The 15,314-nt window shown below is 70.0% G+C and carries 11 protein-coding genes and 1 tRNA gene; 5 read left to right on the top strand and 7 right to left on the bottom strand.

All coding sequences use genetic code 11. From position 1 onward, the window contains the following. The first annotated feature begins 249 nt into the window (after nt 1-249). The 3 genes from H976_RS23890 (at nt 250) to H976_RS0101115 (ending at nt 5,494) form a co-directional block, all read left to right on the top strand. Entirely contained in the window at nt 250-3,339 is a 3,090-nt protein-coding gene (locus H976_RS23890; protein ID WP_036223893.1) for a PKD domain-containing protein, read from the top strand. A 29-nt stretch (nt 3,340-3,368) separates the two neighbouring features. Beyond that, nucleotides 3,369-4,235 (top strand): WecB/TagA/CpsF family glycosyltransferase, encoded by an 867-nt coding sequence (locus H976_RS23885; protein ID WP_081682569.1) that lies wholly within the window; start codon nt 3,369-3,371, stop codon nt 4,233-4,235. A gap of 179 nt (nt 4,236-4,414) precedes the next feature. Then, nucleotides 4,415-5,494 (top strand): hypothetical protein, encoded by a 1,080-nt coding sequence (locus H976_RS0101115; protein ID WP_027860024.1) that lies wholly within the window; start codon nt 4,415-4,417, stop codon nt 5,492-5,494. Nucleotides 5,495-5,503: 9 nt separating this feature from the next. Here the strand turns inward: H976_RS0101115 and pth are convergent, their stop codons facing one another. From pth to H976_RS0101085, 6 genes are all read right to left on the bottom strand, one after another. Next, nucleotides 5,504-6,100: an aminoacyl-tRNA hydrolase gene (gene pth / locus H976_RS0101110; RefSeq protein WP_027860023.1), complete on the bottom strand. Its 597-nt coding sequence runs from the start codon at nt 6,098-6,100 to the stop codon at nt 5,504-5,506. Between the two features lie 11 nt (nt 6,101-6,111). Next, a complete protein-coding gene (locus tag H976_RS0101105) occupies nt 6,112-6,822 on the bottom strand; it encodes a 50S ribosomal protein L25/general stress protein Ctc (protein WP_027860022.1) in 711 nt (236 codons plus the stop codon). A gap of 351 nt (nt 6,823-7,173) precedes the next feature. After that, entirely contained in the window at nt 7,174-8,154 is a 981-nt protein-coding gene (locus H976_RS0101100; protein WP_027860021.1) for a ribose-phosphate diphosphokinase, read from the bottom strand. A 107-nt stretch (nt 8,155-8,261) separates the two neighbouring features. Then, on the bottom strand, nt 8,262-9,710 hold the full coding sequence (gene glmU, locus H976_RS0101095; protein WP_027860020.1) for a bifunctional UDP-N-acetylglucosamine diphosphorylase/glucosamine-1-phosphate N-acetyltransferase GlmU: 1,449 nt from the start codon (nt 9,708-9,710) through the stop codon (nt 8,262-8,264). Between the two features lies 1 nt (nt 9,711). Continuing rightward, nucleotides 9,712-9,790: transfer RNA gene (locus tag H976_RS0101090), tRNA-Gln, on the bottom strand. 100 nt (nt 9,791-9,890) lie between these two features. Next, nucleotides 9,891-10,733: an acyl-CoA thioesterase domain-containing protein gene (locus H976_RS0101085; RefSeq protein WP_027860019.1), complete on the bottom strand. Its 843-nt coding sequence runs from the start codon at nt 10,731-10,733 to the stop codon at nt 9,891-9,893. Between the two features lie 105 nt (nt 10,734-10,838). On the opposite strand from H976_RS0101085, the gene H976_RS0101080 reads away from it, so the two are divergent. Continuing rightward, nucleotides 10,839-13,922, top strand: a complete 3,084-nt coding sequence (locus H976_RS0101080; RefSeq protein ID WP_155917863.1) for a hypothetical protein — start codon at nt 10,839-10,841, stop codon at nt 13,920-13,922. A gap of 66 nt (nt 13,923-13,988) precedes the next feature. Here the strand turns inward: H976_RS0101080 and H976_RS0101075 are convergent, their stop codons facing one another. Continuing rightward, on the bottom strand, nt 13,989-14,768 hold the full coding sequence (locus tag H976_RS0101075; protein WP_027860017.1) for a trans-aconitate 2-methyltransferase: 780 nt from the start codon (nt 14,766-14,768) through the stop codon (nt 13,989-13,991). A gap of 51 nt (nt 14,769-14,819) precedes the next feature. Between H976_RS0101075 and H976_RS0101070 the strand changes: the two genes are divergently transcribed. Further along, the gene (locus tag H976_RS0101070; protein WP_027860016.1) at nt 14,820-15,308 is read left to right on the top strand and encodes a MarR family winged helix-turn-helix transcriptional regulator; all 489 of its coding nucleotides are present in this window, start codon (nt 14,820-14,822) and stop codon (nt 15,306-15,308) included. Nucleotides 15,309-15,314 lie beyond the last annotated feature (6 nt).

Below are 15,314 nucleotides of genomic sequence, written 5' to 3'. Positions count from 1 at the left end.
GCCTTCTCGCGTAGCAGCACGACCGGGTCAGCCTACGAGGTTCGCCGGGCCGCCGGTGGAAAAGCCCATCTATACCCACCGGAGGCACGAGTCAGGCCATCTCCGGCGCATTCACCACCAATGCGTCGCCAGTGGGCTAGACCGTGCAAATGCCGCACAAGCCTCTGAACGGACTTGCTGCCTACACTTCGAATCGCCGTCCACGGGGGGTGGCAGAGACACAGGTTCGGCAACCCAAGGAGCCACATCATGCGACGACTCTGCGTCGTTCTGCTCACCTGCCTGACGGCGATCGGCGGCCTCGCCCTGGCGCCGCTGTCGGCCAGTGCGGACAGCTACGGACCAGGCAGCCTGGTCAAGGACGTCCCCGTCGCGGGTACGCCGCACGTGCTGGACGGCCGGGTCAGCTCGGTCGCCCAGGTCGGCAACACCATGATCCTCGGCGGCACCTTCACCCAGGTGCGCAACAACGACTCGACGACCGTCATCGCGCGGTCCCGCCTCGTCGCCTTCGACATCACCACCAAGCAGATCAGCACCACCTTCACGCCGAACCCCAACGGTGACGTCGAGGTCGTGCTGCCCGCCCCCGACGGCAAGTCCGTCTACGTCGGCGGTTCCTACTCCTCCATCGCGGGTGCCGCGGTGAAGAACCTCGCCCAGGTCAACGTCGCCGACGGCTCGCTCGTCACGACGTTCAACCCGGCCACGGTCGACGGCCGCGTCCTGGACCTGCGCCTGTCCAACAACCGGCTCTGGATCGCCGGCGCGTTCACCCACGTCGCCGGGCACGCGCAGAAGGCGCTGGCCACGGTCAACCCGACCAGCGGCAAGTGGGACGGCTACTTCAAGCAGGTCATCTCCGGCGTGCACAACGGCGGCACCACCACCGTCATGAAGATCGACATCAACGCGCAGGGCACGCGCCTGATCGGCCTGGGCAACTTCGACATGATCGACGGCTCCAAGCACCACCAGCTGCTGATGCTCGACCTGAGCGGCGCGACCACCTCGGCGACCGCCAACTGGCAGACCGCCTTTTACGAGACGGCGTGCTCGAAGTCGTTCAACACCTACATGCGCGACCTCGCCTTCTCCCCGGACGGGACCTTCTTCGTGGTCGCCACGACGGGTGCGTACGGCGGGGCCGGGATCGGCTGCGACAGCACCGCCCGCTTCGAGACCGGTGCCGTCGGCGCCGGGGTCAAGCCCTCGTGGGTCGACAACACCGGCGGTGACACGACGTACTCGGTGCTGATCACCAACAACGTCGTCTACACCGGCGGCCACGCCCGCTGGCAGAACAACCCGTTCGCGGCCGACAGCCCCGGCCAGGGTGCGGTCCCCCGCCCCGGCATCGCGGCCCTCGACCCGATCAACGGCCTGCCGCTGTCCTGGAACCCCACGCGTGACCGTGGCGTCGGCGTGTTCGACTTCCTGATGAACCAGCAGGGCCTGTGGGTCGGCTCCGACACCACGCGCATCGGCGCCGACTACCTCCGCTCGCGGATCGCGCTGCTGCCCGTCGGCGGCACCACCTTCCCGGGCGTGAAGACGCCCTCGCTGCCCAACGACGTCTACCAGGTCAAGACCGGCACGGCCGGCATCGTCAAGCGCTCCTACAGCGGCAGCGCCTTGACGGCCGCCCAGCCGGTGTCGAGCACCGGCCTGACGACCAACAACGTCCGCGGTGCCTTCATGCTCAACGGCTACCTCTACATCGTCTGGTCGGACGGCACCTTCGACCGTCGTACCTTCGACGGCGCGACCTACGGCACCCCCGAGGCGGTCAACACCGGCAGCCAGCTGACCACCATGACCGACTGGGTCTCCGACATCCAGTCGATGACGGGCCTGTTCTACGACTCCGGTCGCCTCTACTTCACCAAGAGCGGTTCCTCGACGCTCTACTACCGCTACTTCACGCCGGAGAGCAAGGTCGTCGGTGCCCAGCGCCTGACCGCCAGCGCCAACGTGACCGGCATCGACTTCAGCCAGGTGCGCGGCATGTTCGTGGCCGGGGACAACCTCTACTGGTCGACGCCGTCCAACGACCTGCGCAAGCTCGGCTGGGCGCAGGGCGCGCAGTCCGGCCGCCCGGTCGCCGGCGTCGCCACCGTGGTGTCGAGCCCGACCGTCGACGCCTACAACTGGGGTTCCCCGCGGGCGCTGTTCCTGTTCCAGGACAAGGACGGCGACGGTCCCTCGACGGCACCGACCGCGGCGTACACCCAGTCGTGCACCAGCCTGAGCTGCACCTTCGACTCGAGCACCTCGACCGCCGGCACGGGCACCATCACCGGCCGGTCGTGGAACTTCGGGGACGGTACGACGAGCACGGACGCCAACCCGGCGCACGCGTTCTCGGCCACCGGCACCTACCAGGTGGCACTCACCGTCACCACGAGCAAGGGCCTGAGCAACACGGTCACCAAGCCGGTCCAGGTCACCCGGGTCAACCAGGACCCGACCGCCGACTTCACCGTCGCGTGCAACCAGCTCACCTGCACCTTCGACGCGGCCGGCTCCAAGGACGCCGACGGCACCGTGGCGAGCTACCAATGGGCCTTCGGTGACGGCATCACCGGCACCGGCAGCCCGGTCGACCACCCGTACACGACGGCCGGCACCCGCGACGTCACCCTCACCGTCACCGACAACGAGGGCGGCACCGCGACGGTGACCAAGAGCGTCAAGGCCACCCAGGCCGGCGCCGGCTTCGTCGCGGCCACGAGCTCGGCCGGCAACCGTTCGGTCCACTCGGTGCAGGTCCCGGCCGGGGTCCAGGCCGGCGACACCCTGCTGCTGTTCCTGACCACGAACTCCTCGACGGCGACCGTCACCGCCCCGGCGGGCTGGACCCAGGTCCAGACGGCCACGGCCGACGGCGTGCTCGGCACGGTCTGGTCGCGCACTGCCACTGCCGGTGACGCCGGTTCGACCGTGACGGTGCCCAGCTCGACGATGGTGAAGTCCGACATCACGGTGGCGGCGTACCGTCCCACGGCCGGGAGCACGCTGTCGATCGCGAGCAGCGCGCAGACGACCAGTGCGGTGGCGGCCAACCAGCTGACCACTCCGCAGGTCAACGTGACCGACCCCTCGTCGTGGCTGGTCAGCTACTGGGGTGCCAAGTCCTCGGGCACGGTGGCGTTCACCACCCCGAACGGCCAGCAGGCACGCTCCGGCTCGGTCGGCACCGGCTCGGGCTCGATCAGCGGCGAGCTCACCGACTCCGGTCAGCCGGTGGCGGTCGGCACCCGCGGAGGTATCACCGCGGACGCCGGCACCTCCACCTCGAGGGCAGCCATGTTCTCCGTGGTCCTGGTCGCTCAGTAGGCTGACGCGGAAGGCGAAGGGTTCGACTGATGAACGTGCAGAAGAGGAACATCCCGCAGCAGCGGCGCCGGTCGACATCGGTGCAGGCCGAGCCGCGCGCCGATGCGATACTTCCCTCCGGGGGGATGCCAATGTCCGCACAGGCACGGGTGCCTGAGGTCGAGGTCGGGCCGTTCTGGGTCAGCGACTCGCCCTGCGGGGAGCTGGTGGACCATCTCGTCGACCTGACCCTCACGGCGACGGCGAAGCCCGCGTTCGCCTACGCCCTCCACGTCGGCGGGCTCAACGCCCGCCGCGAGCGTGACTTCGTGGTGGCCATGCGCCAGGGCGACGTGGTGTACGCCGACGGCGGTTCCGTGGTCTGGCTGGCCCGGCTCGCCGGCGCCGACCGGATCGAGCGTGCACCCACGACTGACATCGGCTGGGAGCTCCTGCGTGGCTTCGCGGCCCGGACCGGCCGCGCTCCTCGCGTCGCACTGGTCGGTGGACCCGATGGACTCGCCGAGCGGGCCGGTGCCGTGCTCCAGGCGGCCGGGGTGGCCGAGATCGTGCACACCGACCACGGTTTCCACGACGACTGGAGCGGGCCGCTCGCGCGGCTGCGCGAGGTCGCGCCCGACATCAGTGTCATCGGCCTCGGCGCACCCCGCGAGATGGTCTGGAGCCAGCAGCACCGCGACGACCTTCCGCCCAGCCTGGTGCTGACCTGCGGCGGCTGGTTCGGCCACCTCGTCGGCGACGAGAAGCGGGCACCCGTCCTGCTGCGCCGCTCGGGCCTGGAGTGGATCGCGCGCGTCGCCCAGGCACCGCAGCGACTGGGTCCCCGCTACGCCAAGGGCGCCGGGGCCACGGCCGTCCTGGCGATGAGCACGCTCCGGCGCCGCTCACGGTCCTGACCGGTCCAGCTCCTCTACGGGGAGCTGGTCCAGTCCAGAAGCCACCCACCAGGTCCGCCCACGCGGGGAAAGCACCCCGTTCGACCTAGAATCTCCCGCAACGTCAACGCGCTCGCGTCCGCTTTCTGACGGGCCGGTGACAGGTTTTGTCTCACTCCTCGAACCGGACTGGCGCTCACATGTCGATCACGGCACTGACCTCTCCCGCGACGCGTGTCGCTGCGGTCGTGCTGCTCTCCGGACTGCTGGTCGTGGGCGGCGCCACCGCTCCGCGCGAGGGGCCGACCGCCGTCGAGACGGTGATCACGGCCGCGCCGGCGAAGACGCCGGCGAACACCGACCCGAGTCGCGTGGCGCGGATGAACCAGGTGCCGCAGTCACCCCGGAAGCGGCTCGCGCTCCGGGTGCTCGACAACGGTTGCCCCTACAGCCGGCGTGGCATCCCGAAGTGCGGCGTGCTGCTGGGGGCGGCGTACGGCTCGAACACCGACCCGACGTCCTGGGAACGCTCGATGGGTCACCGGCTCGGCGTGCACCGCACCTACTGGGCGGCCGACGAGGTGTCCGAGGCCGTGCTCACCGCGCGCCAGGACGTGGCCCACCAGCGGGTGCCCTGGATCAGCTTCAAGCTGCCCTACAGCTGGGCCGAGATGGCCGCCGGGCAGGGCGACACCTGGGCCCGTGACCTCGCCAGCCGGCTGGCCACCGTCGACGGGCCTGTGTGGGTGGCCTTCCACCACGAGCCCGAGGGCGACGCCCAGGACATCACCCAGTGGACCGCGATGCAGGAACGGCTCGCGCCGATCGTGCGCTCGACCGCGCACAACGTCGCCTACACGATCATCCTGACCGGCTGGAACCAGTTCTACGGTCCTCGCGACTACTCCCTGACGTCGTTGTGGCCACGCGGCACCAAGATCGACCTGGTCGGGTTCGACGTCTACAACAAGTACGGCGCCGTGGCCGACGGCCGGACCGTCACCGAACGCACCCGCTTCAAGAGCCGCTACCTCGCGAAGTTCGAGAAGTTCGCCCAGGAGCACCAGCTGGCGTGGGGCCTGGCGGAGACGGGCAACACCGATGTCTCCGCCGGCGTGGAGCCGAGGTTCGTGCAGCACCTCTACAACGGCGTGCGCAAGCATGGTGGCATCGCGGTCACCTATTTCAACTCGACGCTGAACAGCACCGCACCCTGGCGGTTGCTCGGCGGCAAGGAGCAGCACTTCGCGGCCCAGCTCCGGACCACGCCCACGCTCTGAGGTGGACCCTCAGCTGTTGTAGCGCTGCTGGGTGGCCTCGAGGCCGACCGTGATCAGCGATTCGACGGCGTCGGCCGCGGTGTCGACCTGGAAGGGCAGCTCCTTGCGCTCGGTCGAGGAGTACCCCGAGAGCACGAAGTCGGCCGGCGCCTGACGTCCCGGAGGCCGGCCGATGCCGGCGCGGACCCGGTAGAAGTCACCGGTGCCGAGCGACGAACGCATCGACTTCAGCCCGTTGTGGCCGTTGTCGCCACCACCCAGCTTGCTGCGCAGGGTGCCGAAGTCGATGTCGAGCTCGTCGTGGATCGCGATGATGTGGTCGGGCGGCACCTTGTAGAAGGTCGCCAGCGCCTTCACCGGGCCCCCGGACTCGTTCATGTAGCACCGGGCGCGCGCCAGCACGACGCGCGGCCCCGGTGATCCGGGAGCACCGAGACGCCCCTCGACCACGTCGGCCCGGCCGGTCTTGTGGGAGCGCCAGCTGCCCCCGATCCGACGGGCCAGCTCCTCGACGACCAGGTAACCCACGTTGTGGCGGGTGCCGGCGTACGTCGGGCCGGGGTTGCCCAGCCCGACGACCAGCCAGACGTCGTCGGCCGAGGTCAACTGACCCGGGCTCAGCTCTCGTCGTCGGAGGACTCGGAGGACTCGCCGCCCTCGCCCTCGGCGCTCTCGTCACCCTCGGCGGCCGCAGCCTCGGCTGCCTCCTCCTCGTCGGAGAGGTCGTGCTCGATGCCGGCCTCGGCCTCGGCCTCCTCGAGCTCGGCCTCGATCTCCTCGGCGGTCGGCGCGTGGACCACGTTGACCACGAGGGCCTCGTCGTCGGTGAGCAGCAGCGAGCCCGCGGGCAGCTGCAGGTCCTTGGCGAGCACGTGGAAGCCGGCCTCGGCGTCCTCGACGGAGACCTCGATGTACTCGGGGATGTTGGTCGCCTCGGCCTCGACGGAGACCGTGTTCAGCTCGGTCACGGTCATGGCGTCCGGCTTGGACTCGCCCACGACGTAGATGCGGACCTCGACGGTGACCTTCTCGCCCTTCTTCACCTCGACGAAGTCGATGTGCTCGAGGAAGCCCTTGATCGGGTCGGCCTGGACCTGCTTGGTCAGCGCGATCACGGTCTTGCCCTCGATGGTGATGTAGAGCAGGGCGTTGGTGCCGCCGTGCTTGAGCGCCATCATCGTGTCGTGGCCCGGCAGGGTGATGTGCTGCGGGTCGTTGCCGTGGCCGTAGATGACCGCGGGCACCTTGTCGGCGCGACGGATCCGGCGGGCCGCACCCTTGCCGAACTCGGTGCGGGTCTCGGCGGTGATCTTCAGGTCTTCAGCCATGCTGTGTGTGCTCCTCGTGATGCTTCATGTGCGTGTCGGTGGTTGTCCCGGGGCCGGAGACGACACATGCACCGCACTCCAGACGGGCGCGGTGCATGAAGTACCTGCATCCGGCCACGTCGATCACGGAGGTGAGTCCCTCGCCGAGGCAACTTGCCGATCCTAACGAACGCGTACTGGGTAAAGCGAATCAGGATGTGGGGAGGCCGTGCGGCTCGCGGTCACCTGTAGTGGAGCGTCGCCCGTGTCTGTCGACTTGCCGGCTCGCCGTGGACGCCGACAGGGCGGAGCCGCCCTCCCGCTGCGCTCCTCCGGTGCATTCCACCCGGTCGGCTGTGCTAGCCCTGCAGGCTAGGCATGCCCATCGAACATGCTCGTGACACTGCCGTCCTCGAAGACTTCCTTGATCGCGCGCGAGATGAGCGGGGCGATGGAGAGGCAGGTGAGCTTGTCGAACTCGCGCTCGGGGGCCAGCGGGAGGGTGTTGGTGACGATGATCTCGGTGGCCGGGGAGTTCTTCAGGCGGTCGACCGCGGGGTCGGAGAGGATGGCGTGGGTGGCGGCGATGATCACGCCGGCCGCGCCGTCGGCCATCAGTGCCTCGGCCGCCTTCACGATGGTGCCGCCGGTGTCGATCATGTCGTCGACCAGCACGCACATCCGGCCGTCGACCTGGCCGACGACGCGGTTGGCGACGGTCTCGTTGGGCCGGTCCTCCCGACGGGTCTTGTGGATGAAGGCCAGGGGTACGCCGCCGAGGCGGGCCGACCAGCGCTCGGCGACCTTGATCCGGCCGGCGTCCGGGGAGACCACGGCGAGCCGCTGGTCGCCGTACTTGTCCTTGACGTGGTCGGCGAGGATCGGCAGCGCCATCAGGTGGTCGACCGGGCCGTCGAAGAAGCCCTGGATCTGGTCGGCGTGCAGGTCGACGGTGATCAGGCGGTCGGCGCCGGCGGTCTTGAACAGGTCGGCCATCAGCCGCGCCGAGATGGGTTCACGACCGCGGTGCTTCTTGTCCTGACGGGCGTAGCCGTAGAACGGCAGCACCACGGTGATCCGCTTGGCGGAGGCGCGCTTGAGCGCGTCGACCATGATCAGGTGCTCCATGATCCACTCGTTGACCGGAGCGGTGTGGCTCTGGATGACGAAGGCGTCGCACCCGCGGACCGACTCCTCGTAGCGGATGTAGATCTCGGAGTTGGCGAACTCGTAGGCCGAGGTCGGGACCAGTCCGGAGCCGAGGTCCTCGGCCACCTCCTCGGCCAGCTCGGGGTGGGCCCGCCCACTGAAGAGCATCAGGTTCTTCTCGGTGGTCTTCTTGTATCCAGTCACGCTGTCTGGCTCCCCAGTGATGCTGGTGGCACGGTCACGTGTTGATTGTCACCCACGGTCCGTCCCGGACGGAACAGCGGGTCGGGCTCGTGACGTCGTGTCGCGAATCAGGACTCGTGCGCCTCGTCGGCTGCCCGCGCCTGGTCGGCTGCCTGTGCCTGGTCGGTGCCGGGGCGCTTGCGCTGGGCCCAGCCCTCGATGTTGCGCTGCGGGCCGGCGCTGACGGCGAGGGCGCCCGGAGGCACGTCCTCGCGGATCACGCTACCGGCGCCGGTGCCGGCACCGTCACCGACGTGCACCGGCGCGACGAAGGTGTTGTTGCTGGCCGTGCGGGCGTGCCGGCCGATGACGGTGCGGTGCTTCTGCTGGCCGTCGTAGTTGGCGAAGATGGTGCCGGCGCCGACGTTGGTGCCCTCACCGATCTCGGCGTCGCCGACGTAGGACAGGTGCGGGACCTTGGCGCGGTCACCGATCTTGGCGTTCTTGGTCTCCACGAAGCCGCCGATCTTGCCCTCGACCCCGAGCTCGGTGCCGGGGCGGAGGTAGCTGAACGGGCCGACGTTGGCACCGGCGCCGATCACGGCGAGCTCGCCGTGCGTGCGTACGACGCGAGCACCGGCGCCCACCTCGACGTCCTTGAGCGTGCTGTCCGGACCGATGACCGCGTCCTCGGCCACCACCGTGGCGCCGAGCAGCTGTACGCCGGGCAGGATCGTCACGTCGGCCTCGAGCCTCACGTCGACGTCGATCCAGGTGGTGTCGGGGTCGATGATCGTGACGCCGTCCTGCATCCAGCGGGTCAGGATGCGGCGGTTCTTCTCCTTGGCCAGGGAGGCCAGCTGGGCGCGGTCGTTGGCGCCCTCGGTCTGGAGCACGTCGTCGAGCGCGAACGCCCCGACGTCGAGGCCGTCCTGGCGGGCGAGCGCGACCGTGTCGGTCAGGTAGTACTCGCCCTTGACGTTGTCGTTGCTCAGCCTCGGCAGCGCTGCGTCGAGGAACCCGGCGTCGAAGGCGAGGATGCCGCTGTTGATCTCGCAGACGGCAGCCTGCTCATCGGTGGCGTCCTTCTCCTCGACGATCCCGGTGACCTCGCCGGACTCGTCGCGCAGCACCCGGCCGTAGCCGAACGGGTCGGTCACGATCCCGGACAGGATGCTGACCGCCCGACCGGCGGAGACATGGTCCTCGGCGAAGGCACGCAGGCTCTCTCCCTCGAGGAGCGGCGTGTCGCCGTACGCCACGAGGACGGTGCCGGTGCGGTCGCTCTCCTCGAGCGAGTCCCACGCGATGCGTACGGCGTGGCCGGTGCCGTCCTGGGTCTCCTGGACCGCGAGCACGGCGTCGGGCACCAGCTCCTGGATGTGCGGACCGACCTGCTCACGTTGGTGGCCGACCACGGCGACCACCCGGCGCGGCTCGAGGACGGAGACGGCCTCGAGGACGTGGCCGATCATGCTGCGCCCCGCGATCGGGTGCAGCACCTTCATGGTCTTGGACTTCATCCGGGTGCCCCCGCCGGCGGCGAGGACGATCACGGTGATGCTCGTGGTGCTCACGCTCCCCGGGTAGGAGTCGAACCTACGTCGCTTGTCCTGATTCAAAGTCAGGCGGGCCCTGCCGGCAGACCAACCGGGGAATGTCTTTGGTGGACTTTACTGGCGGGCCGCTCAGTCGTTGCGGTGCGTCATACGGACGGTGCGCTGGAGGCCACGATTCGTATGACGTCCGGGCGGTCCTCAGGCGCCGCTGGCCCGGGGGTCGTCGCTGAAGTCGTGTACGCCGAAGTCGACGGTGCGCTGGGCGTTGGCGATCGACGAGACGACGACCGATCCCAAGCGGCCCTGGCGGTCGAAGACGGTTGCCGTGCCGACGGCGATGCCCTCGCTGCTGATCCGATCGGTGGCCGCGAGACCGATCTCGAGGCTGACGGGGGTGCGGGCGAGTGTCAGGGTGATGTCGGTGTTGATCTGCTCGACACCGTTGCTGCCCCAGTTGGTGACCATGCTCGCGGCGTCGGCGATGCTCGCTGCCGCGACGAACGGAGACGGCTTCTCGTCGGGGATCACCGGCATGCCGGTCTGCCAGGTCATCTTGCGGTCACCGTTCTGGTGCTCGCCGAACGAGGTCGACCAGCCGATGCGTTCGCTGCTGAACAGAGGCACGCGCGGCTCGTCGGAGACCGGGGCCAGCTCCAGTGGCGGCGGGTCGAAGACGATCTCCGGCTCCCAGACCGCACCGGGCGCAGGCTCACTGGGCTTGAGGAACAGTCCGCTGGCGCGCGCGACCGGCTCCCCGCCCTGCTCGATGACGGCATCGACCAGGCACAGCCGTCGCCCCTCGCGGACCACGACGGTGCGCAGCTCGCACGGTTGCATCCTCGCGGCGCGGAACAGGTCGACGGTGTAGCGCGCCGGCCGCAGGTCGGCCCGGCCCGTCTCGGTCACGGCCCGTTCGAGGGATCGGGCGAGGGCGCCGCTCAGCGCGACGCCGTGCACCTGGTCGTCGCTCCACAGGCTGCAGGCGAGCTCGGTGGGAACAAGGACGTCCCCCTCGCCGCGGGTGAAGAACGAGAGCTCCATGCGGGGATTCTTCCCGATGCCCCGTTCGTCCCCTCGCCCGGCCCGGTCTACCAGTGTGGCGTACAGCGTCGCGCCCCGCAGGCTCCTCCACTATGGGTTCGGACGATGGGAGCACCCCTGATGGAGACCGTCGAGCTGCGCGTGCACGGAGTGCACGGGACCTCCCCCGCCACCATGCTCGGCGTCGCCGACGGAGAGGTGGGCCAGGTGGCCGGCGACGGCCTCACCGGCATCTACCGCACCAAGGACGGGAAGATCCCCTACCGCAGGCTCGAGGACACCTCGGTCAGCGTCGAGGCCTACTCCTGGGGGGCCCTCACCTCGGGTGTGCAGGGATTCTTCGGCTGGGTGAAGCGTGCGCTGTGGTTGATCCTGCTGCCGTTCGCGTTGGTGAACCTCGCCTACTGGGCCCGGCTGGAGCTCGGCCGGGGCAGCGGGCAGGCCCAGTGGGGTGCCCGCGCCGTACGTGTCTCCGGCCTGCTGCTCACCGTGTTCTTCGTGCTCACCCCCTGCGTGGTCGCCATCGACATGGGCGCCTGGCAGTGCTTCCGGTACGGCGTCCCGGGGTGCTCGGCCCTGCCGGGCTGGCTCGACTTCCTCGGCGGGATGGACCCGGGGCAGCGGATCGCCCTGGCGACGGTGGTCCCGATGGCGCTGGTCGCGGTGCTGTGGTGGCTCTCGAAGACCTCGATCAGCCGCTACGAGAGCGTAGTCGCGGCGGAGTCGCAGCCAACGACGGCAACCCTGACGGCCGAGGAGCCGGTGCTGCTCCACCCACACCTCTGGGACGGCAGCGAGCGGACGCTGCGACTGCAACGCTTCCACCTGGCGGCGGCGGTCTCCATCGTCGTCGCGTTCACAGGGATCCACCTGCTGCGCGCGGGCTGGGGCAGCCTCACCTTCTGGTCGGCCGCCGGCCTCGCCCTGTGCGTCCTGGCGGCCACGCTGATCATGGCCGTCTGCGTCGTCGGGGTCTGTGCCAACCACCCGAAGGACGTCGACTGGAGCGGGGCGTACGGCGAGCCGAACCTCGTCGACCTGCTGGGCCAACGACTCGGACCGCGCTTCGACAAGGGCATCGCGGTTGTTGCGGTGGCGGTCTACCTCCTGCACCTGCTGGTGCTGTGGACGCTGGGTGCGGCACCGCACCAGCACCTCGACGAGTCGATCGACTACACCTGGCGCAACGTCTGGTTCATCTCGATCTTCGTGCTGCTCACCGTGCTGCACCTGAGCGTGTTCGCCGGCGGCCGGATGCGCGCTCGCACGGCGGCGGCCATCGCCCTGTCGCCGCTGGTGATCGTCATCGCGGTGCAGGCCCTGCGCGTCGCCGGCCTCTACGACAGCAGCAACGCGTGGTTCATCCTGGGCGCAGCGGCGATCGCGCTCGGTTTCTGGGGGCTGCTGGCGTACTGGCAGTACCACCGCTCGCCCCCCAACGCCGACAAGGCCTGGCGCGGTGCCGGCGCCTCGGTCCTGCTCGCCACCGCCGCGTGGGTAGCGCTGCTCTTCACCTCCAGCACCGTCGTCGCGGCGGCGAACTTCCTCAACGGCTCCGACCACGGCGTCGGAGACCTGGTCAGCCAGGTGGAGGTCCCCGACAAGAGCGAGCCGGCGCCGACCATGCTCGACCTGACCAGCAAGCAGAGCACCGACGACTTCGTCGCCACCGGCGACATCACCCTCCGCGGTGCCCGGGTGATCCTCGACGGCAGCACGGTCACGGTCAGCTCGGGGACCATCGAGATGAAGGGCCTCTCGCTCAAGGTCAAGCCCGACTACACCGACGGCGTCCGCGCGTTCACCGAGGGTCGCGGACGGACCGTGCTGCGGGAGAGCTCGTCGTTGACCGTCCCCGTGCGGACGCTCACCCTGGCCGACAGCTGCCTCGGCCCGGTGCGCGGAGCCTGCACCCCCGAGGACCAGGACAACCAGTTCCGGCCGGCGGGTGTGCTGGCGTTGCCCGCGGGAAGCGGCCTGCTCACACTCCAGCTGGGCAAGGGCGTGGTCCTCGATCCGAGCGACAAGCCCGAGGTGCCGTTGGCCGTCCCGCAGGTGCTGATCTGGACCGCGATCGGCCAGCTGCTGTGGCTGCTCCTGGTGGTCGTCTTCCTCGGGGTGTGCCTGCGCCGCTTCGGGAGATACGTCGGATCGGTGATCGAGGAGCACTACGCGACCGACGCCGGCTGGCTGGAGAAGATCGCCCCTCGTGATCGGGCTCGAAGCGTCGCGGCCCGTCGTACTGCTGCACTGGCGCACCGGGCCGAGACCTTCCTCGACGTGGTCGGCGCCATCACCGCACCGGTCGCCCTGATCATCATCGTGACCTCGATGTGCGGAGTGCCGCCGTGGGAGCTGCCCGGCTTCGGGTGGACCCGATCGGTCGCGACGGCGTCGATGTGGCTGGTGGTCGGCATGTCCGCCGGGCTGATCGCCCTCGGTTCGCAGATCCGGCGCTCGGAGAAGGCGCGCAAGGCGGTCGGCGTCATCTGGGACCTGACCACGTTCTGGCCGCGCGCGGCGCACCCGCTGGCGCCGCCGTGCTACGCCGAGCGGGTGATCCCGGAGCTGCTGATCCGCTCACGCTGGGCCCTGGACCGGCACGGCGAGGTGCAGCACTCGAAGAACCGGCTGATCCTGTCCGGCCACAGCCAGGGCTCCCTCATCGTGCTGGCCACCGCCAGCCGGCTGGACCACGACGAGCTGGCGCGCACGCGCGTGATCACCTACGGCAGCCAGATCCGTGCGCTCTACGGCCGGATCTTCCCGCGCGTCTTCGGCCCGGCGTACGTCGGCAACGCACCCACCAGCGGCCCGCCCCTGCTCAGCAGCCCGGTACCCGACCTGCCCAGGACCGACGGCCTTCTCGGTCCCGAGGACGACCCGTCGATCCCGCCCGGGAACACCTTCCGTGGGCGGCTCGCGTCGGCCGGCGGCGCCTGGGTGAACCTGTTCCGTCGTACCGACCCCATCGGCTGGCGCGTCTTCTCCGACCGCGACAGCGAGTTCGACCTCCCGGTCCCCGAGGTCCCCGCCGACGGCGTCGGCGACCCCGGCCCCCGGATGATGGGCCACAGCGGCTACCAGCACTCGCAGGTCTACCGCGACCAGGTGGCCGCGTGGACCTACGAGACCCCGGTCCACGACCCGCCCGGAACGGTGCAGGTCCCCTCGCTCCCGCCGCTCTGACGCGTTGGTGCAACTCGGCTCGTCACAACCCGCGGGTGACCCGAGCGGGAACTGCACACCCGCGCGTCACAACGTGCTCGAGGCACCCCGACGAGCCACCACGAACACTCGCCTGAACGGAAGCACGACGGCGCCGTCGCGCTCGGGGTAGGCCTCGCGCAGTCGGCGCTTGAACTCCTGCTCGAAGGCCGGGCGCAGCTCGTCGGGCAGGGCCTGCAGAGTCGGTCGGGCGCCGGTGCCGCTGACCCAGGTGAACACGGGGTCCTCGCCCCGAAGGACGTGCAGGTAGGTGGTCTCCCAGGCATCGACCGAACAGCCCAGCCCGCTGAGGACGCTCAGGTAGCGAGCGGCGTCGTGGGCGTCAGGGGTGGCGACACCCGCAGTGTGCTCGGCGTACGGCGCCTCGGCGGCCAGCTCGCGGCGGATGGTGTGGCTGGGCTCCTCGAAGTTGCCGGGCACCTGGAAGGCCAACCAGCCACCGGGCGCGACGGCCTCGACGAGTCGCGGCAGCAGGTCGAGATGACCCGGGACCCACTGGAGCGCCGCGTTGGAGACGAGCACGCCGACCGGCTCGGCGGGCACCCACGAGGCGATGTCCCCGACACTGAACGACACCCCCTCGCCGACCGGCGCGGCATTGATCATCTCGCTGCTCGAGTCGACGCCGAGGATCTGCGCCTGCGGCCACCGGCGGGCGAGCAGCACGGTCAGGTAGCCGGCGCCGCAGCCCAGGTCGACTACCCGGTGCGGCGCGTCGGCTCCGACGCGCGCGAGGAGCTCGACGAAGGGCCGGCCGCGCTCGTCGGCGAAGGTGAGGTAGCGGTCCGGGTCCCAGCTGTGCGCCATGGCTCCGAGATTATCTCGATGTCAAGAATCTTGTCCGGCTAGCATTCACCCATGGAGCGCGACGAGGTCGACGAGCTGGTCGAGGCCTGGCACCGCGAGCGTGCCGACCTCGACCTCGCGCCCGTGGAGGTGTTCAGCCGCGTGGGCCGGCTCGCCCGGCTGCTCGACAAGGCACGACGTGACGCCTTCACCGCCCACTCGATCGAGACGTGGGAGTTCGACGTGCTCGCGGCGTTGCGTCGGGCCGGCAAGCCCTACCAGCTGACCCCGGGTGCTTTGCTGCGCCAGACGCTGGTCACCAGCGGCACCATGACCAACCGGGTCGACCGGCTCGCCCAGCGCGGCTTCGTCGAGCGCTCCCCCGACCCCCGCGACCGGCGCGGCGTGCTGGTCACCCTGACCGCAGCCGGCAAGCGCACCGTCGACGGCGCCTTCGAGTCACTGCTCTCCAGCGAGCGCGACCTGCTCGCCCATCTCTCGGAGGACGACCACGCCCAGCTCGCTGCCCTGCTGAAGCGGTTGATGGTCCCGCTCAGCTGAGCACGG

Origin of the sequence: Marmoricola sp. URHB0036 (genome assembly GCF_000426045.1) — a bacterium.
In the GTDB taxonomy this organism is placed as follows: domain Bacteria; phylum Actinomycetota; class Actinomycetes; order Propionibacteriales; family Nocardioidaceae; genus Marmoricola.
This window is presented reverse-complemented; position numbering and strand designations above follow the sequence as displayed.